General features: G+C 73.8%; 18 protein-coding genes. 1 reads left to right on the top strand and 17 read right to left on the bottom strand.

Annotated elements, in window-relative coordinates:
* From rplS to proS, 7 genes are all read right to left on the bottom strand, one after another.
* The coding region (rplS, locus tag FXF50_RS10180; RefSeq protein WP_148426986.1) for a 50S ribosomal protein L19 at positions 1-340 on the bottom strand (340 nt) is incomplete at its 3' end.
* 142 nt (positions 341-482) lie between these two features.
* Positions 483-1,271, bottom strand: coding sequence for a tRNA (guanosine(37)-N1)-methyltransferase TrmD (trmD, locus tag FXF50_RS10185; protein ID WP_148426987.1), 789 nt, complete (start codon positions 1,269-1,271; stop codon positions 483-485).
* A 15-nt stretch (positions 1,272-1,286) separates the two neighbouring features.
* Positions 1,287-1,880: a ribosome maturation factor RimM gene (gene rimM / locus FXF50_RS10190; protein WP_148426988.1), complete on the bottom strand. Its 594-nt coding sequence runs from the start codon at positions 1,878-1,880 to the stop codon at positions 1,287-1,289.
* Positions 1,880-2,140: an RNA-binding protein gene (locus FXF50_RS10195; RefSeq protein ID WP_187399607.1), complete on the bottom strand. Its 261-nt coding sequence runs from the start codon at positions 2,138-2,140 to the stop codon at positions 1,880-1,882. Before FXF50_RS10195 ends, rimM begins: the two co-directional genes overlap by 1 nt.
* On the bottom strand, positions 2,115-2,573 hold the full coding sequence (gene rpsP, locus FXF50_RS10200; RefSeq protein WP_148426989.1) for a 30S ribosomal protein S16: 459 nt from the start codon (positions 2,571-2,573) through the stop codon (positions 2,115-2,117). Before rpsP ends, FXF50_RS10195 begins: the two co-directional genes overlap by 26 nt.
* A 242-nt stretch (positions 2,574-2,815) precedes the next feature.
* Positions 2,816-3,436: a DUF402 domain-containing protein gene (locus tag FXF50_RS10205; protein ID WP_148427262.1), complete on the bottom strand. Its 621-nt coding sequence runs from the start codon at positions 3,434-3,436 to the stop codon at positions 2,816-2,818.
* Positions 3,437-3,485: 49 nt separating this feature from the next.
* Positions 3,486-4,892, bottom strand: coding sequence for a proline--tRNA ligase (gene proS / locus FXF50_RS10210; protein WP_148426990.1), 1,407 nt, complete (start codon positions 4,890-4,892; stop codon positions 3,486-3,488).
* Positions 4,893-4,984: 92 nt separating this feature from the next.
* Here proS and FXF50_RS10215 point away from each other — a divergent pair, with 92 nt between their 5' ends.
* The gene (locus tag FXF50_RS10215) at positions 4,985-5,620 is read left to right on the top strand and encodes a TetR family transcriptional regulator (RefSeq protein WP_148426991.1); all 636 of its coding nucleotides are present in this window, start codon (positions 4,985-4,987) and stop codon (positions 5,618-5,620) included.
* 13 nt (positions 5,621-5,633) lie between these two features.
* Here the strand turns inward: FXF50_RS10215 and FXF50_RS10220 are convergent, their stop codons facing one another.
* From FXF50_RS10220 to FXF50_RS10265, 10 genes are all read right to left on the bottom strand, one after another.
* A complete protein-coding gene (locus FXF50_RS10220; RefSeq protein WP_148426992.1) occupies positions 5,634-6,713 on the bottom strand; it encodes an amidohydrolase family protein in 1,080 nt (359 codons plus the stop codon).
* A gap of 18 nt (positions 6,714-6,731) precedes the next feature.
* Positions 6,732-7,310 carry a Uma2 family endonuclease gene (locus tag FXF50_RS10225; RefSeq protein ID WP_148426993.1) on the bottom strand — a complete coding sequence of 193 codons (579 nt, stop codon included), beginning with the start codon at positions 7,308-7,310 and terminating at the stop codon, positions 6,732-6,734.
* Between the two features lie 68 nt (positions 7,311-7,378).
* The gene (ffh, locus tag FXF50_RS10230; RefSeq protein WP_148426994.1) at positions 7,379-8,932 is read right to left on the bottom strand and encodes a signal recognition particle protein; all 1,554 of its coding nucleotides are present in this window, start codon (positions 8,930-8,932) and stop codon (positions 7,379-7,381) included.
* Positions 8,933-9,080: 148 nt separating this feature from the next.
* Complete coding sequence (locus FXF50_RS10235; RefSeq protein WP_148426995.1) at positions 9,081-9,737, bottom strand: response regulator transcription factor; 657 nt, start codon at positions 9,735-9,737, stop codon at positions 9,081-9,083.
* Positions 9,734-10,864, bottom strand: coding sequence for a sensor histidine kinase (locus FXF50_RS10240; RefSeq protein WP_148426996.1), 1,131 nt, complete (start codon positions 10,862-10,864; stop codon positions 9,734-9,736). Before FXF50_RS10240 ends, FXF50_RS10235 begins: the two co-directional genes overlap by 4 nt.
* Positions 10,865-10,884: 20 nt before the next feature.
* Complete coding sequence (locus tag FXF50_RS10245) at positions 10,885-11,706, bottom strand: ABC transporter permease subunit (protein WP_148426997.1); 822 nt, start codon at positions 11,704-11,706, stop codon at positions 10,885-10,887.
* Complete coding sequence (locus tag FXF50_RS10250) at positions 11,696-12,598, bottom strand: ABC transporter ATP-binding protein (RefSeq protein WP_148426998.1); 903 nt, start codon at positions 12,596-12,598, stop codon at positions 11,696-11,698. The genes FXF50_RS10245 and FXF50_RS10250 overlap by 11 nt, the downstream gene beginning before the upstream one ends.
* Positions 12,599-12,674: 76 nt before the next feature.
* Positions 12,675-14,966, bottom strand: a complete 2,292-nt coding sequence (locus FXF50_RS10255; protein ID WP_148426999.1) for a [protein-PII] uridylyltransferase — start codon at positions 14,964-14,966, stop codon at positions 12,675-12,677.
* A 16-nt stretch (positions 14,967-14,982) separates the two neighbouring features.
* The gene (locus FXF50_RS10260; protein WP_013284578.1) at positions 14,983-15,321 is read right to left on the bottom strand and encodes a P-II family nitrogen regulator; all 339 of its coding nucleotides are present in this window, start codon (positions 15,319-15,321) and stop codon (positions 14,983-14,985) included.
* 25 nt (positions 15,322-15,346) lie between these two features.
* Positions 15,347-16,708, bottom strand: a complete 1,362-nt coding sequence (locus tag FXF50_RS10265) for an ammonium transporter (protein WP_148427000.1) — start codon at positions 16,706-16,708, stop codon at positions 15,347-15,349.
* Positions 16,709-16,931: the final 223 nt, after the last annotated feature.

Here is a 16,931-nt window from a genome sequence, read left to right on the forward strand (position 1 = left end):
CGCGCAGCTCCTTGATCTTGGCCTTCTTGCCCCGCAGCTCGCGCAGGTAGTAGAGCTTGGCGCGCCGCACGTCACCGCGGGTCACGACCTCGATCCGGTCGAGGGCCGGGCTGTTCAGCGGGTAGGTGCGCTCCACACCCACGCCGAAGCTGACCTTGCGGACCGAGAAGGTCTCGCGCAGACCGTCACCCTGGCGGCGGATGACGACGCCCTGGAAGATCTGGACCCGGGACCGGTTACCCTCGACAACCCGCGCGTGCACCTTGACGGTGTCACCGGCGCGGAAGTCGGGCAGGTCAACGCGCTTCGACTGGGCGTCAAGGGCGTCCAGGATGTTCATCGCTGTGTCCTCGTGAGGCTCACGGCGCACCGTCAGTCGATGCGCGGATGGGTGATTCTGACCCCCGGGTGGTGCCGGCGACGCCGACCCCGGTCGAGGGTCCTCGCAGCCGCCCACGGCGTGAACGGATGCGGCAACCCCTCTACTTTGCCACATCCCCCGCCGGTGGCTGAAATCCACCCCGGTCCAGCGCCGCCCGGTCCCGCTTGTCCAGGCTCTCCGGGGGCAGCGCGGCGATCATGTCGGGGCGTCGGGACGCCGTCCGCAGCAGCGCCTCGTCGCGCCGCCAGCGGGCGATCCTGCCGTGGTCGCCGGAGCGCAGCACCTCGGGCACCTCGTGCCCGCGCCAGTTCGCCGGCTTCGTGTACATGGGGGCTTCCAGCAGCCCGTGGGCGTGCGACTCCTCGTCCAGCGAGCCGGCGTTGCCGAGCACCCCGGGCAGCAGCCGGGTGACCGCCTCCAGGATGACCAGCACGGCGACCTCGCCACCGAAGAGCACGTAGTCGCCGAGGGAGACCTCGGTCACCCGCATCCGGTTCGCCGCGTGGTCGAGCACCCGCTGGTCGATGCCCTCGTAGCGGCCGCAGGCGAAGAGCAGGTGCGACTCGGCGGCCAACTCGTGCGCCATGGCCTGGGTGAACCGGACGCCGGCCGGCGAGGGGACGAGCAGCCGGGGCAGGGTGTGCCCGTCCGGGCTCAGCTCGTGGGGGGCCAGGGCGTCGAGCGCCTCGCCCCACGGCTCCGGTCGCATCACCATGCCGGGGCCGCCGCCGTAGGGGGTGTCGTCGACCGTGCGGTGCACGTCGTGGGTCCAGGTCCGCAGATCGTGTACGGCCAGCCGCAACGTGCCGCTCGCCCGGGCCTTGCCGATCAGCGACAGGTCCAGCGGGGCGAAGTACTCGGGGAAGATCGACACGATGTCGACGCGCATGAGGGGTGGCTCCAGTCAGAGGTCGAGCAGCCCGCCGGGCAGCTCCACCACCACGCGTCCGCCCGGGACGTCGACCTCGGGCACGATCGCCTTGACGAACGGGATGAGCGCGGTCCGCCCGTCGGGACGCCGCAGCACCAGCAGGTCGGAGGCGGGGGCGTGGTCGATCCGGGCCACCTCGCCCAGCCGCTCGCCGGCCGGGGTCACCACGGCCAGGCCGACCAGCTGGTGGTCGAGGAACTCCTCCGGGTCCGCCGGCGGTGCGACGGTGGCGCTGTCCACGCCGAGCAGGGTGCCGCGCAGCGCCTCGGCGACGTCGCGGTCCAGCACGCCCTCGAAGGCGACCAGCAGCCGCCCCTGGTGCCAGCGGGCGGACTCGATGGTCAGCTTGTCCGGCACCCGGTAGGCCCCGGGCGCCGGAGGCGCGACCGCCCCCGGCTCGGTGCGCAGCACGCGCCTTTGGGACTCAGCCGGGGGCACCGCCCCGGGCGTGGTGCGCAGCACCATGCCCGGGGCGAAACGTGCTTCGGGCTCATCGGTCCGCACCTCCACGGTGACCTCACCGCGGATGCCGTGCGGCTTGCCGATCCGGCCGACGATGAGAAGCATCAGTACGAGTCGACGATGTCGACGCGCACCCCGCGCCCACCGATGGAGCCGATCACCTGGCGCAGCGCCTTGGCGGTCCGGCCGGACCGCCCGATCACCGTGCCGAGGTCCTCCGGGTGCACGCGGACCTCGAGCCGCTTGCCCCGACGGGAGTCGACCATGCGCACCCGGACGTCGTCCGGGTGGTCGACGATCCCCTTGACCAGGTGCTCCAGGGCGGGACGCAGCGCCATGTCAGGCCTGCTCGCCGGACTCGACACCGGTCTGCTCCTCGGCCTTCGGCGCCTCGGCCTCGGCGGCCGGAGCCGCAGCCTTGGCGGCCTTCTTGGCCGGCGCCGGGGTCTCCGCCACGCCGGCGGCGGCCTTCGCCTCGGCCTCGTACGCCGCCTTGCGGTCGGCCCGCTCCGGGGCGACCTTCAGCGGCGGCGGGGCCGGCAGGCCCTTGAACTTCTGCCAGTCACCGGTCAGCTCCAGCAGGCGCTGCACGGCCTCGCTCGGCTGCGCGCCGACCGACAGCCAGTACTGGACCCGCTCCGACTTGACCTCGATCACCGAAGGGTCTTCCTTCGGCTGGTACACACCGACGAACTCGATCGCGCGACCGTCACGCTTGGTGCGCGAGTCGGCGATGACGATGCGGTACTGCGGGTTGCGGATCTTGCCCATCCGCAGGAGCCGGATCTTTACGGCCACAGTTGTTTCGCTCCTGTTGCGATCTCACCGGCCCGGTGCGGGCGGTGTGGCGGGTGAGCGCCGACCGGCACAGTGGGGTTGGGCCGGAGACTGCTCGGTTAACTGGCGACGCGCCCGGGTTAGAGGGCGCCGGACGCGCGCCGGATACCAGCGACCCATTCTGCCATGTCCGGCCCCGATCTCTCACACCGGACCCGGACAGCTCCCGCGGGTCGCCCGCGACGGTGACGAACGACACGCGGTCAGCGCACCGGCGGGCGGTCCCAGCCGGGCGGCAGTTCGTCCGGTACGTCCCATTCGGCGGGCGGGGTGAAGTCACACCAGGTGCCGTCGAAGGGGAACTCGCCGGCCTCGGCGATGCGGATCACCCGCTCCCCCTCGGCCCGGACCGCCTTCTCGTCGGTCACCCAGTAGTGCCCGGGGAAGGCGAGGCGCTCGACGAACTCGTCCTCGTCCTTCCACTCCCAGCTCAGGTCCGGGTGGACCACCACGTCGAGGTCCTGGTCGACCATGTCCACCCCGGCCACCGCGCCGTCGTCCCAACGGACGCCGGGCTCCTCCAGGTTGACGTACCAGTTCTGGAAGCGACCGTGCGCGTCCCGGAACCACCAGACCGAGTGGGCGGCGCCGCTGGGCAGGAACTTGAGCACCGGCGGTCCGCTCCAGCGCCCCCGGGCCAGCCGGTAGGTGGAGGTGATCCACTCGGCGAAGGGCACCGCCCGCATGCCCAGCCCCGCCTCGGTCACCTCGTGCGCCACCGGCGTGTTCCGGGCCACCCAGAGCAGCAGGCCCCGGTCGTCGTCGGACACCACGCGGGCCGGCCGGACCCAGCCGATCCGGCCGTGCCGCACGTTCCGGTGCATGATCAGCCGGCCCGGCGCGAACCGGCCGGCCGGGCCGCCCGGCCGCACCTCAGTAGGCGCGGGCCAGGACGGCGACCAGGTCGGGCTCGTCCTCGGAGTCCGGCACCGAGCCGTCGGCCCGCAGCAGGCACCGGACGGTGACGCCCTGGCCGTTCGCCTCGGCCTCGCCCTGGACGCCGACCGCCGACCACGGCACCTTCGCCCAGCCGGTGGCGGCCGCCTCGATGGCCTCGGCCAGCGTGCCGACCTCTACGGTGCGGGACTGCCGGAACGCCAGCGCCTGGTCGTGCAGCGCCTGCTGGTCCGCCTCCAGCGCGGCGAGCACCGCGCCCACCACGTCGGCGACCGCGACCGGCGCCTTCGAGCCGTCCGTACGCCGGACCACGACCGCGTTGCCGGCGGCCAGGTCGCGGGGGCCGACCTCGACGCGCACCGGGTAGCCGCGCAGCTCGGCGTCGACGGCGCGGCGGCCGAACGCGATGTCGGTCCGGTCGTCCAGCGCGACCCGGACCCCGGCGTCGCGCAGCGCGTCGCGCAGCTTGGCCGCCGCCTCGCCCACGCCCTCGCCGTCCTTGACGATCATCACGTACGCCTGGACGGGCGCCAGCTTCGGCGGCACCCGCAGCCCGTTGTCGTCGCCGTGGCACATGATCAGGCCACCGAGCATCCGGGTCGAGGTGCCCCAGGAGGTGGTCCACGCGTGCTGCCGGCCGCCCTCGGCCGAGGAGTAGCTGATGTCGAACGCCTTGGCGAAGTTCTGGCCCAGCTCGTGGCTGGTGCCCAGCTGGAGCGCCTTGCCGTCGCCCATCATGCCTTCACAGGTGTAGGTGGCGGTCGCGCCGGCGAAGCGCTCGCGGGCGGTCTTGAGGCCCACCACCACCGGGATGCCGAGCACGTTGACCATCAGGTCCTCGTACGCCTCGTGCAGGATCCGGCGGGCGTAGGCCCGGGCGTCCTCACGGGTGGCGTGCGCGGTGTGCCCCTCCTGCCACAGGAACTCGCTGGTACGCAGGAAGATCCGGGGGCGCAGCTCCCAGCGGACCACGTTCGCCCACTGGTTGAGCAGCAGCGGCAGGTCCCGGTAGGAGTCGATCCACTTGGCCATGAACTCGCCGATCACCGTCTCGCTGGTGGGGCGCACCACCACCGGCTCGGCGAGCTGCTTGCCACCGCCGTGGGTGACCACGGCCAGCTCCGGCGAGAAGCCCTCGACGTGCTCGGCCTCGCGCTTGAGGTAGCTCTCCGGGATGAACAGCGGGAAGTACGCGTTCTCCGCGCCGGCCGCCTTGATCCGGGCGTCCATCTCGGCCTGCATCCGCTCCCAGATGGCGTAGCCCGCCGGTCGGATGACCATGGTGCCCCGCACCGGGCCGTTGTCGGCCAGCTTCGCCTTGGCGATCAGGTCCTGGTACCAGCGGGGAAAGTCCTCCGCACGGGGAGTGAGCACGCGTGCCATGACCGCACATCCTATGCGCCGGGCGGGCCGGCGCTGCGCCCGGGAGTCGGCGCACGCCGTGTCGCGCCGCCCGACCGTAGACTTCGACACCGATGGGTGAGCTTCCGAACGACAGCGCCGGGCCGGCGCGCGGCGTGCCCGAGTCGAAACAACGGCTGCGGGACGCGATCGTGGACGCCGCCCGCGCGCAGGCGATCGCCGCCGGCTGGGACGGCGTGCGGATGGGCGGGGTGGCGCAGGCCGCCGGGGTGAGCCGGCAGACCGTCTACAACGAGTTCGGCAGCAAGGCCGACCTGGCCGAGGCGCTCGCCCGGCGCGAGGTGGACCGGTTCGTCGGCGAGGTCCGCGCGGCCCTGGCGACGCACGGCCCCGACGTGCGGGCGGCGGCGCACGCGGCCATCCGGCACACCCTCGCCGCGGCCGCAGACAACCCGCTGGTCAAGGCGATCCTGACCAGCGCCCGGGGCGGCTCCGACGAGCTGCTGCCCTACCTGACCACCCGGTCGGAGCTGGTGCTCGCGGAGTCGTCCGCGGCCCTGCTGGAGTGGGCCGGTCAACACCTGCCGGAGGGCGACCCGGCGGCCCTGACCTTCGCCGCCGACACCATCGTCCGCCTGGTGGTGAGCCACATCGTGCTCCCCCAGTCACCCGTCGACGAAACCGCCGACCAACTGGCGAACCTGGCCCTGCACCTCTTCCACACCGCCGCCACCCGCCCAGCGGGTTGAGAGCGCAGGCCCGTCAGCGCAGGACGCGGCCGCGTAGCACGATGCGGGACGGGGCGCGGACCACACGCAGGTCCACGCGGGGGTCCTCGGGGTAGACGGTCAGGTCGGCCAGGCCGCCCTCGACCAGGCCGGGGAAGCCGAGCCACTCCCGCGCCCGCCAGGAGGCGGCCGCGAGCACGTCCTCGGCGGCCATGCCGGCCTGCTCGTGCAGGAGCAGCATCTCCTCGGCGGCCAGCCCGTGGTCGATGCCGCCGCCCGCGTCGGTGCCCACGTAGATCGGCACCCCCGCTTCGTGCGCGGCGCGGACCACCCCGGGGAAGCGGTCGCGCAGGGCGAGCATGTGGTCGGCGTACCCGGGGAACTTCGCGCGGGCCTGGTCGGCGATGTGGCCGAAGGTCCGGATGTTGATCATGGTGGGCACCAGCGCGGTGCCCTGCCGGGCCATCAGGTCGATGAGGTCGAGGCTCAGCCCGGTGCCGTGCTCCACCGAGTCCACCCCGGCCCGCACCATGATCTCCACGGCCGACTCGGAGAAGGTGTGCACGGCCGCGCGTGCCCCGGCGGCGTGCGCGGCGGCGACCGCCGCGGTCAGGGTGTCGGCGTCCCAGGCCGGCGCGAGGTCGCCCACCCCGCGGTCGATCCAGTCGCCGACCAGCTTGACCCAGCCGTTGCCGGCGGCGGCCTGCGCGGCGACCGTCGCGGCCACCTCCGCCGCGCCGACCTCCACCCCGATGTCGCGCAGGTAGCGCTTCGGCGGCGCGACGTGCCGGCCGGCGCGGGCCAGTCGCGGCAGGTCCGGCTCGTCGTCGAGTTCGGGGTACGGGTACGGCGAGCCGGCGTCACGGATGGCCAGCACGCCGGCGTCCCGGTCGGTGCGGGCCAGCTCGCGGGCCTGGTCGAGGGAGGTGATCGGGGCGCCGCCGCGGGCGATGCCGATGTGGCAGTGGGCGTCGGTCAGGCCGGGCAGGACGAAGCCGCCGTCCACGACCGTCTCGGCGCCGGGCATCGGTTCGAAGGTGACCCGGTCGTCAACCAGCCAGATGTCCCGGACCTCGTCGTCCGGCAGGAGCACACCGCGCACATGCAGAGCCATGTGCACAGTCCTACCGGATCACTCCCCCTCGGGGGCGAGCAGGTCGTTCTTCCGGGCCGTAAGCGCCGGCAGGTCGACGCTGACCTTCCACGGCTTCTCCGTGACGAACAGGTCCTCGGTGTTCGCCACCTGCTCGTACTCGCGGTTGGCGCCGAGCGCGTACTCGGTGAGCGCGATCCGCTCCTGGATCGGGTCCACCACCCAGTACGAGCGGACGCCGGCGTGCGCGTAGACCTTCGCCTTGTCGTACATGTCGCGGAAGGTGGAGGTCGGCGAGACCACCTCGACGGCGAGCAGCGCGTCCTCGACCGGCACCGGCGACTGTCCGGCGTGCCTGCGCCGGATGACCACCACGTCGGGACGGGGCTCGTTGCGGCGGTCGACCCGCATCGAGAGGTCGATGCTGACCAGGTATTCCGGCGGGCAGTTGACGCGGAGGGCGAGCAGCAGCTCCACGCACAGCTCTTGGTGCACGGCAGTCGGCGACGGCACGATCAACCTTCCGTTGATCAGTTCGTACGGAAGGTCCTTGGGCAGGTCACCCAGGTCGTCGACCGTCCACTCGTGCCGTTCGGGCAGGATCGGTGCCGCGGTCATGACATCTCCTTCCAGGGGGCGACACGACTTTAAGTGATGATCGCATCGCCTACCGTCACCGACACGCGTCAGCGCGGGCCCTTGTCACCGCCCTTGCCGAGCTTGTTGAAGTCGATCTTCGGCAGCTTGAAGCCCGGCGGCAGGCCCTGGCCGCCGGCCAGGTCGCCCGGGTCGAGGCCCGGCGGGAGCTGCGGCATGCCGCCCGGGAAGCCGCCCGGCACCCCGGCGCCGGTGCGCGGCCGCCCGCCGCCCTTCGTGCCCTTGCGCTTGTTCTTCGGCGACTTGGTCGCCTTGCGCCGGCCCCCACCGGGGAGGCCCATCATGCCGCCCATCTGCTTCATCATCTTCTGCGCGTCGGCGAAGCGGTTGAGCAGCTGGTTGACGTCCATGACGGTCACCCCGGAGCCGGCCGCGATGCGGGCGCGGCGGGAGCCGTTGATGATCTTCGGGGTGGTGCGCTCGGCCGGGGTCATCGACCGGATGATCGCGGTGACCCGGTCGAAGTGCTTGTCGTCCAGCTCGGCGAGCTGGTCCTTCATCTGCCCCATGCCGGGCATCATGGCCAGCACGTTGGCGATCGGGCCCATCCGCCGGACCGCGATGAGCTGATCGAGGAAGTCCTCCAGGGTGAACTGCTCGCCGCCCATCAGCTTGGCGGTCATCTTCTCCTTCTGATCGGCGTCGAAGGCCGCCTCGGCCTGCTCGATCAGAGTGAGGACGTCGCCCATGCCGAGGATCCGGCTGGCCATCCGGTCGGGGTGGAAGACGTCGAAGTCCTCCAGCTTCTCGCCGGTGGAGGCGAACAGGATCGGCTGCCCGGTGACCTCCCGGACCGACAGCGCGGCGCCACCGCGGGCGTCGCCGTCGAGCTTGGAGAGGACCACGCCGGTGATGCCGACGCCGTCGCGGAACGCCTCGGCGGTGCGGACGGCGTCCTGGCCGACCATCGCGTCGATGACGAAGATGACCTCGTCGGGCTGGACCGCGTCGCGGATGTCGGCGGCCTGCTGCATCATCTCGGCGTCGATGCCCAGCCGGCCGGCGGTGTCGACGATGACGATGTCGCGGGCGGCCCGCTTGGCGTGCTCGATCGAGTCGCGGGCGACCTGCACGGGGTTGCCGACGCCGTTGCCGGGCTCCGGGGCGTACACCTCGACGCCGGCCCGGCCACCGAGCACCTGGAGCTGCCCGACGGCGTTGGGGCGCTGGAGGTCGGCGGCGACCAGCATCGGCTGGTGCCCCTGGGCCTTGAGCCAGCGGGCCAGCTTGCCGGCGAGGGTGGTCTTACCGGAACCCTGGAGGCCGGCCAGCATGATCACGGTCGGCGGGTGCTTGGCGAACTGGAGCCGCCGCCCCTCGCCGCCGAGGACGTTGATCAGCTCCTCGTTGACGATCTTGATGATCTGCTGGGCCGGGTTGAGCGCCTCGGAGACCTCGGCGCTGCGCGCCCGCTCCTTGACGTTCGCGATGAAGCCCTTGACCACCGGCAGGGCGACATCGGCCTCCAGCAGCGCCATGCGGATCTCGCGCGCGGTGGCGTCGATGTCGGCGTCGGTGAGCCGACCCTTGCCGCGGAGCTTGGTGAAGATCCCGGACAGGCGGTCACTCAAGGTGTCAAACACGCGAACATCCCGTTTGTCGGTTTGGCGAGCACAGTCGGCCGGCACGCAGACGTCCGGCTACCCGCAAGGGTAACGGTCCCGTCCCCGCACTGCTTCCCGCCGGCCCGACCCCCACCAGGAGATCACCACGGCCCGCGCGGCCGGCCGATCAGGACGCGACCAGCCCCGACTGGTACGCGAAGACCACGAGCTGGGCCCGGTCCCGGGCGCCCAGCTTCACCATGGCCCGGCTCACGTGGGTCCGCGCGGTGGCCGGGCTGACCACCAGCCGCTCGGCGATCTCGACGTTGCTCAGCCCCTCGCCGACCAGACCCACCACCTCGCGTTCCCGGTCGGTGAGGGCGCCGAGCCGGGGGTGCGGGCGGGGCACCCGCGCCGGCCGGGTGGCGAACTCCCGCACCACCCGCCGGGTCACCGACGGGGACAGCAGCGCCTCCCCCTCGGCGACCAGTCGGATGGCCCGCAACAGCTCGGCCGGGCGGGTGTCCTTGGTCAGGAAGCCGCTGGCGCCGTGCCGGAGCGCGTCGAAGACGTACTCGTCCAGCTCGAAGGTGGTCAGCACGACCACCCGGGTGCCGGCCAGCGCGGGGTCGCCGACGATCCGGCGGGTCGCCTCGATGCCGTCGACGCCGGGCATCCGCACGTCCATGAGCACCACGTCGGGACGTTCCCGGCGGGCCGCCTCGACGGCCGCGAGCCCGTCGGCGGCCTCGCCGACCACGGTGAGGTCGTCCTCGCTCTCCACGAGGGCCCGCAGCCCGATCCGGACCAGGTCCTGGTCGTCGGCGAGCAGCACCCGGATCATGTGACCTCCTCCACGGGCAGTGTGGCGGACACCCGGAAGCCGCCGGCGGAGGCGGGGCCGGCGGCGAACGAACCGCCCAGCGCGGTGACCCGTTCCCGCATGCCGGCCAGCCCGTATCCGCCGGAATCGCCCGCCGGGGCGGCCGCGCCGCGGCCGGTGTCGGTGACCTCCACGGCGACCTCGGTGGGCGCGTACCCGATGCGAACCGTGGCGGTGGCCGGGCCGGCGTGCCGCAGCACGTTGGTCAGCGCCTCCTGCACCACCCGGTACGCGGCCAGGTCGACGGCGACCGGGAGCGGGCGCGGCGCCCCCACCACCTCGACGGTGACCGGGAGCCCGGCGCCGGCCAGCCGCTCGCGCAACTGCGGGAGCTGGGCCAGCCCGGGCGCGGGGGCCCGCTCGTCGTCGGCGGACTCGTCGCGGCGGACCACGGTCAGCGTCACCCGCAACTCGTCGAGCGCCTCCTTGCTGGTCCGGCTGATCGCGGTGAGCGCCGCCTCGGCCTGCTCGGGCTTGCGGCCCAGCAGGTGCAGGGCGATCTCGGCCTGGAGGTGGATGGCGGCGAGCCCGTGCCCGACCACGTCGTGCACCTCCCGCGCCACCCGCAGGCGCTCGGCGTCGGCCAGCCGGCGCGCCTCGTCCGTGCGGCTGCGCGCCGCGTTCTCCCGGCCCAGCCGCACGGTGACCCCCACGGCGAAGGGCACCACCACCCAGGCGGCGGCCGGCATGAGCCCGACGAGGCCGGGCGGGCGCACCCCGACGAAGACGTGCATGAGCAGCACGAGCAGCGCCACCCCGGCGGCCGACGCCGCGAGCCTCGCCGGCCGGTACGCGGCCACCGTGTAGACCGCGACGAAGAACGACAGGAGGATCGGGCCGTACGGGTAACCGAGCACCAGGTACGCGGTGCTCGCCGCGGTGACCACGGCCAGGGTGGCCAGCGGCCAGCGCCGACGGACGGCCACCGCGAGCGCGGCCACCACGACCAGCGGGTAGGCGGCCGGCCCGGCCTTCACGCCCTGGTTGAGGCCGGCCGGCGCGGTGCCGGCCAGCCCGATCACCAGCAGGGCCAGGGCGACGAGGCCGTCCAGGAGCCGGCGGCCCCGGTCGCCACGTTCGCGGTCCACGTGCCCTCCCCCGCCCCGCCTCAGCCGATGTCCCGCCGGCGCAGCAGCACCGCGCCGACCGCCGCGAACCCGACCAGGTACGCGGCCACCACCACGGCCGCCTGCCCGCCACCGACGGTGGACGCCACCCCGGGGGTGTCCCCGGGAGCGCCGAGCGCGGCGGCCAGCGAGCCGGCGTTCGGCCCGGGCAGCCCCTCCTGGGCCGTCGCCACCCAGTCGACCAGCGGCGCGGCGATCGTGGCGAGCAGGTTCTGCACCGCGAGCATCCACACCAGGCCCAGCCCGACCGGCAGCGCCACGGCGCGCAGCGCGACGGCGAGCACGGCACCGAGCATGGCCCACATCGTCGCGATGAGCCACCCCGCCCCGATCCCGGTGAGCAGGTCGCCGGCCGCCGGCCAGGTCACCGGCTGCGCCTCGGCGGACGCGATGAGCAGGCTGGCCACCGCGCCGACCGCGAAGACGGCGAACACCACGGCCAGCGCGGCGGCGGCCAGGGCGAGCAGCTTGCCGGCGTACACCTCCAGCCGCGTCGGGCCCTGGGTGAGCACGGTCTTCCAGGTGCCCCAGCCGTACTCGCCGCCGACGGTGAGCACGCCGAGGATCAGCAGGATCGCGCCGAGGAAGACCGGCAGGCCGCCGAGGGAGTTCCCGACCAACTGGTCCGGGAGCAGCGCGGGCAGGCCCCGGTCGGTGTTCGGCCCGTCGGTGCCGCCCGCGACGCCGGCGTACGGGAAGACGTAGGTGAAGATCAGCGATAGCACCAGGGTGATGGCCAGCAGCAGCCAGGTGGCCGGCCGCCGGACCAGCTTGACGGTCTCGGCGCGGAAGCTACGCGACATCGGCCGTTCCCTTCTCCACGAGGTCGAAGAAGACCTGTTCCAGGTCCCGTTCCCGGGGGCGCAGCTCGCGCACGGCGAGCCCGGCCCCGACCAGCTCGGCGTTGAGCCAGGCGGCCTGCTCCGGCGCGACGGCCAGCTCCAGCCCGCCGTCGACCACCCGGACCCGGTCGGCGCCGACCAGGTTCCGCGCCCGTTCGGCCGCGGCGTCCAGCGGGTCGGCGAGCAGCCGCAGCCCGGCCGCCCCGCGCAGTTCGGCGACGCTGCCCTCGGCGACCAGGCGGCCCCGGGCGATCACCCCGACCCGGTCGCAGACCTGCTCGACCTCGCCGAGCAGGTGGCTGGAGACCAGCACGGTGCAGCCGGCAGCGCCGAGCCGGCGGATGAGGGTGCGCATGTCCGCCATGCCGGCCGGGTCGAGGCCGTTGGTCGGCTCGTCGAGGATCAGCAGGCGGGGGTCCTTCAGCAGGGCGGCGGCCACCCCGAGCCGCTGCTTCATGCCCAACGAGTAGCCGGCGTAGCGGTCGCCGGCCCGGTCGGTGAGGTCGACCAGGTCGAGCACGAGCGCGACCCGGTCGGCGCCGACCCCGGCGTAGCGGGCCAGCACCCGCAGGTTGTCCCGACCGGAGAGGTACGGGTAGAAGGCCGGCCCCTCGATGAGCGCGCCGACCCCGGTGAGCCGGCCGGCGGCGGGTGGGCGGCCGAGCAGCCGGACCGTGCCCGCGGTGGGGCGGACCAGCCCGAGCAGCATGCGCAGGGTGGTGGTCTTGCCGGCGCCGTTCGGGCCGAGGAAGCCGTACACCTCGCCGGCCCGGACGGTGAGCTGGAGGTCCTGCACGGCGGTCAGGCCGCCGTACCGCTTGGTGAGCCCTTCGGTCTGCACTGGCAGGTTCATGCCACCGAGCGTCCCGTCGGGCGGCCCCCGGCACGTCGCCCCGGCGGCGGCTTCCGGCGTACGTCCGCTGACGTAGTCAGACGGCGGCGAGCACGGCGGCCTCGATCCGGGCCCGGTCGGCGTCGGACGGCCAGCCGCCCACCAGGTAGAACGCGTCCACCACGTCGCCGCCGAGGGTGGAGATCCGGGCGGCCCGCACCTGGGCGCCGGCCTCGTCGAGGGCGCAGGCGACCCGGTAGAGCAGCCCGGCCGCGTCGGCGGCCCGCAGCTCCAGCAGCACCGCGTCGGTGGCGGCCTCGCCGTGCCAGACCACCCGGGGCGCGGCGCCCTGGCCGCGCGCGGCCAGGGCCCGGCCGCGCAGCCGCTGGGTGACCGAGACGTCGCCGCCGACCGCGCGGCGCAGGTCGGCGCGGAGCGCGATGGGGTCCGGCGCCAGGCCGTAGCGCGGCTGCACCCGGCACTGCACCAGGGCCCGGCCGTCGACCGTGGCGGCGTCCGCGGAGATCACCTCCAGTCGGTGCAGGGCCAGGCAGCCGGCCACCGTGGCGAGCAGCCCCCGCCGGTCGGCCGCGGCCACCGACACCCGGTCCTCCCCCAGGTGTACGACGGGCAGCGGCCCGGCGACCAGCGCCGGGTCGGGGGCCGGCGGGGCGGGCACCACGCCGGTGTCCAGGGCGGTGCGCACCCGCGCGACGAGTTCGGCGATCAGCCGCCCCTTCCAGTCCGACCAGGCGGCCGGCCCGGTGGCCGCGGCGTCGGCCCGGACCAGGCCGTGCAGCAGGTCCAGCGTGGTGGTGTCGCCGACCCGCTCGGCGACCCCGGCGACGGTCTTCGGGTCGGAGAGGTCCCGCCGGGTGGCCACGTCGGGCAGCAGCAGGTGCAGCCTCACCAGCCTGCCGATGAGCGCCGCCTCGTCGTCGGGCAGCCCGATCCGGGTGGCCACCGCCTCGGCCAGGGGTGCGCCGACGGTGCTGTGGTCGCCGGGGAGCCCCTTGCCGATGTCGTGCAGGAACGCGCCGAGCAGCAGCAGGTCGGGGCGGTCCACGTCGCGGGTGTGCCGGCTCGCCTCGTACGCGGCCTGCACGAGGTGCCGGTCGAGGGTGAACCGGTGGACGGGGTTGTGCTGCGGCAGGCTGCGCAGCCGGGTCCACTCGGGCAGCCAGCCGTCCACGAGGCCGTACCGGTCGCAGGTCTCCCAGGCGGGCACCAGGCCGGGACCGGCGCCGAGCAGGGTGATGAGCGCGGCCCGGGCGGCCGGCGGCCAGGGCGCGGGCAGCGGCGGGCAGTACGCGGCCAGCCACTCGCAGGTGGCCCGGGCGATGGGCAGCCGGGTGGTGGCCGCCGCGGCGGCGACCCGCAGCGACAGGCTCGGGTCGGGGCGGGCGCCGATGGCGGCGCGGGCGAGCACCAGCTCGCCGTCCTGCTCGACCACGTCCCGCGCCACCGGGCGACGCAGCGGGCGGCCGCCGGCGGTCCGGTGCCGGCCGGCGCGGAGCCGGTCGGCGGCCCGCCAGGCATCGTCCAGGGCGTGGCTGACCGTCCGGGCGTCCCCGGCCACCCGGCGCAGCAGCGCGTCCCCGTCACCGATGACGCCGCCGGCCTCGGCGGCGCGCAGGCCGAGCAGCGCGGCGACGCCGTCGCGTTCCTGGGCGACGAGCCGGTCGACCCGGCGGCCGACCTGCTGGTGCAGGGCGTCCCGGGTGTCGAGGAGCCGCCGGTGGGCGGCGTGGACGGCGGGGCGCAGCGCGTCGGTCACCCCTGCGGTGGCGATGGCCCGGAGGATGCCGACATCGCGCAGACCGCCCGCGGCCTCCTTGAGGTCGCCTTCGAGGAGGAACGCCAGCTCACCGTGGGTCTCCCAGCGGGCCGCGGTGATCTCCCGCAGGCCCGGGAGCTGCCGGACGGCGGTGCGCCGCCAGTGGTCGGCCGCGGTGCGGACGAGCTGGTCGGCCAGGTCCGGGTCGCCGGCCACGTGGCGGGCGTCGAGCAGCCCGAGGGCGACCTTGACGTCGTCCTGGGCCACCGAGAGCGCCTCGGGGACGGTCCGCACCGAGTGGTCCAGCCGCAGCCCGGCGTCCCAGATCGGATACCAGAGCGAGGCGGCGAGCTCGTCGATGCCGGGCACCCCCGCGTGCAGCAGCACCAGGTCGAGGTCGCCGTAGGGCGCGCACTGCCGCCGTCCCAGCCCGCCGACCGCGACCAGGGCGATCCCCGCCCGCGCGGGGAAGATGCCGCGCAGCCAGGCGTCCAGGGCGTCGGCCCGGGCCGCCCGGGCCTCGGCGCCGATCCCCGCGGGTACGCCGACGACCTCGTTGACCACGAGCGGGCCGTCCCCGGTGGGGCCGGTCGTCGTGGTCAACGAGGTCACGTCGTCGGATCCGGTGTCAGAGGGCGTCGAGCCCGCGCTCGCCGGTGCGGACCCGGACGACCTCCTCGACACCGGTCACCCAGACCTTCCCGTCGCCGATCTTGCCGGTCCGGGCGGCGCCCACGATGGCGTCGACGATCTTGTCGACGTCCATCTCGTCGGTGAGCACCTCGACCCGGATCTTGGGCAGGAACTCGACCGTGTACTCGGCACCCCGGTAGACCTCGGTGTGCCCCTTCTGCCGGCCGTAGCCCTGGACCTCGCTGACGGTCAGGCCGGCCACGCCGAGGGCGTGCAGGGCCTCCTTCACCGCGTCCAGCTGGTACGGCTTGATGACCGCGGTCACCAGCTTCATGTCCAACCCCTCCATCCCAGGAACGTTAACCGGCGACCTTCTCGCTGACCGGCTCGGCGGGCTCCTCCGCCGGGTCGGTGGGTTCCGGGGCCGGCCTGGCGGCGCCGATCCCGGCCATCGCGAACGCGCCCCCGCCGCTGCCGCCCGTGCTGGGCGACAGGTCGTACGCGCTCTCCGCGTGCTCGGCGACGTCGATGCCGTCGACCTCGGCCTCGGCGGAGATCCGGAACCCGATCGTCTTGTCGATCACGAAGCCGAGGGCGTAGGCGACCACGAAGGAGTAGACCGTGACGATCAGCGCGCCCAGCGCCTGCTTGCCCAGCAGGGTGGCGTCACCGCCGACCAGCAGGCCGTCGCTGGCGACCAGCGAGCTGACCGAGGCGGTGCCGAACAGGCCGATCCACAGGCAGCCGATCCACCCGCCGACGAAGTGCACGCCGACCACGTCGAGGGAGTCGTCGTAGCCGAGCCGGTACTTCAGGCCCACGGCCAGGGCGCAGACCGCACCGGCGACCAGACCCAGCAGCACCGCCGCGGCCGGGGTGATGAAGGCGCACGCCGGGGTGATGGCGACCAGACCGGCCACCGCACCCGAGGAGGCGCCCACCAGGGTCGGCTTGCCGTCGCGCACCCACTCCACCACGATCCAGCCGAGCAGCGCGGCGGCGGTGGCGACCTGGGTGTTCATGAAGGCCAGCGCGGTGACCCCGTCGGCGGTCAGCTCGGAGCCGGCGTTGAAGCCGAACCAGCCGAACCAGAGCAGGCCGGCGCCGAGGGCGACCAGCGGGATGTTGTGCGGCTTGGTGCTCTCCCGAGGCCAGCCGACCCGCTTTCCGAGGACCAGCACGAGGGCGAGCGCCGCGGCGCCGGCGTTGATGTGCACGGCCGTGCCGCCGGCGAAGTCGAGGGCGCCGATGTCGCCGCCGATCAGGCCGCCGCCCCACACCATGTGGGCCACCGGGAAGTAGACCAGGGTGGCCCAGCCGGCCGCGAACAGCAGCCAGCCGGCGAACTTCGTCCGGTCGGACAGCGCCCCGCTGATCAGCGCGACGGTGATGACGGCGAACATCATCTGGAAGGCGATGAAGACGTAGAGCGGGATACCGGTCTCGCCCCACAGGTCGCTCTCACCGACGAACGTCTTGGTGCCCAGGTACTGGCCCAGGTCACCGATGAACTTGCCGCCCTCGCCGAAGGCGACGGTGAAGCCGTAGAAAAGCCACAGGATGCTGACGAGCCCGATGGACGAGAAGCTCATCATCATCATGTTCAGCATGCCCTTGGAACGGTTCAGCCCGCCGTAGAACAGGGCCAGACCGGGCGTCATGAGCAGCACGAGCGCAGTCGAAACAAGCAGCCAGGCAGTGTTCCCGGTATCGATCTCCACGCTGCCTCCTCTCGGTGTCGTATTCCTCCCTCCGACTGAGACCTGGCAGCATCGCCCGTCAGCCGGTTGCGCGGAAGCTTGCTCGGCGGCTGTTTCCTTCACCGACACCGCTCGATTTCCGGCGCGTGACGGGTTGTTTCCGGCGTGTGAAGAACGACGATCATGCCCGGGGAGAACGGAAGAAGTGGCCGGTCCCACGCGGAACCGGCCACTCCTCCTCGAC

Source organism: Micromonospora sp. AP08 (assembly GCF_008085935.1).
GTDB classification, from domain to species: Bacteria; Actinomycetota; Actinomycetes; order Mycobacteriales; family Micromonosporaceae; genus Micromonospora; species Micromonospora chersina.

Coding starts and splice junctions, on each gene's coding strand:
- FXF50_RS10205 (WP_148427262.1), bottom strand. CDS start 3,436: ATGCACCGGAACGTGCGGCACGGCCGGATCGGCTGGGTCCGGCCGGCC.
- FXF50_RS10260 (WP_013284578.1), bottom strand. CDS start 15,321: ATGAAGCTGGTGACCGCGGTCATCAAGCCGTACCAGCTGGACGCGGTG.
- rimM (WP_148426988.1), bottom strand. CDS start 1,880: ATGCTTCTCATCGTCGGCCGGATCGGCAAGCCGCACGGCATCCGCGGT.
- FXF50_RS10215 (WP_148426991.1), top strand. CDS start 4,985: ATGGGTGAGCTTCCGAACGACAGCGCCGGGCCGGCGCGCGGCGTGCCC.
- proS (WP_148426990.1), bottom strand. CDS start 4,892: ATGGCACGCGTGCTCACTCCCCGTGCGGAGGACTTTCCCCGCTGGTAC.
- FXF50_RS10225 (WP_148426993.1), bottom strand. CDS start 7,310: ATGACCGCGGCACCGATCCTGCCCGAACGGCACGAGTGGACGGTCGAC.
- FXF50_RS10245 (WP_148426997.1), bottom strand. CDS start 11,706: ATGTCGCGTAGCTTCCGCGCCGAGACCGTCAAGCTGGTCCGGCGGCCG.
- trmD (WP_148426987.1), bottom strand. CDS start 1,271: ATGCGCGTCGACATCGTGTCGATCTTCCCCGAGTACTTCGCCCCGCTG.
- FXF50_RS10250 (WP_148426998.1), bottom strand. CDS start 12,598: ATGAACCTGCCAGTGCAGACCGAAGGGCTCACCAAGCGGTACGGCGGC.
- FXF50_RS10220 (WP_148426992.1), bottom strand. CDS start 6,713: ATGGCTCTGCATGTGCGCGGTGTGCTCCTGCCGGACGACGAGGTCCGG.
- FXF50_RS10235 (WP_148426995.1), bottom strand. CDS start 9,737: ATGATCCGGGTGCTGCTCGCCGACGACCAGGACCTGGTCCGGATCGGG.